General features: G+C 63.1%; 1 protein-coding gene. It reads right to left on the bottom strand.

Features of this window, described 5'->3' with window-relative positions:
- Positions 1–880: class I SAM-dependent methyltransferase (locus tag AWV70_RS22520; RefSeq protein WP_060210632.1), on the bottom strand; the 880-nt coding region annotated here is incomplete at both ends.

Below are 880 nucleotides of genomic sequence, written 5' to 3'. Positions count from 1 at the left end.
CATCTTCTTTTCGAGGGGTTTGCGGGCGATCAGCACCTCCCAGCCACCGCCGGGGGCGAACTCGCCGGCAGTGAACTCGCGCTCGGCCACGGCCTCGCTTGCTTCCTGGCTATACCCTTCGGCAGCAGCGGCGAACTCCATCACCGCCATCGGCGCGGTGTCGAAGCGGACGTCGGCACGGTCAAAGCCGGCCCTCTCAGCCAGGGCGAACTGGTCCATGTCGCGCATTGCACCCCAGAAGGGTTCGTTATTGTACCAGGTTTCGTTGTCGAGGATGAACTGGGTGAAGGGGTCCATCAGATCGAAGGGCGGGAGATCCGCGTGGATCATCAGGCCCCCCGGTGCGAGCACGCGGTGCGCCTCGGCAAAGATTTTCGGCATGGCCTTGCCCGACGTCTCGTGCAGCAGGATGTGACTGACGACGAGGTCGAAATGGCCATCGGGAAAGCTCGTCTCCTCTGCGTTCATCTGCGCATAGTTGACATCGAGCCCCATGCCGGCAGCACGTGCATGGGCATAGCGAACGCACGGGCCTCCGACGTCGATACCCCAGACCTCAGCGTCAGGGAAAAGCTCCTTATAGGGGAGGGTGGAGTGGCCGACCGTGCATCCCATGTCGAGGATGCGGCGCGGCTTGAACTCGGGCATGTGGCGCTTGAGGTAGTTCACCACCGAGCGGCCCATGTCGTCATTGTTCGGGCCGGTATAGCCCATCGCATAGAGGTAAACGCCCCGATCGTAGAGAGCGCCGACCGAGACATCGTCTTCGCAGACCTCGCTGCAATATCCGCCAGGCATGCAATGGATGTCGAGCGCAGTCACATAGCGCGGCGGCGTGAAGCCTTCGGGGATGACGAGCTGCGCCTTGGCGGCTGCGGAC

It is taken from the genome of Sporosarcina koreensis (assembly GCF_001531445.1).
Taxonomy (GTDB): Bacteria; Bacillota; Bacilli; order Bacillales_A; family Planococcaceae; genus Sporosarcina; species Sporosarcina koreensis_C.
Note: the sequence above shows the minus strand (reverse complement) of the source record. Positions and strands in the feature narration are given on the sequence as shown.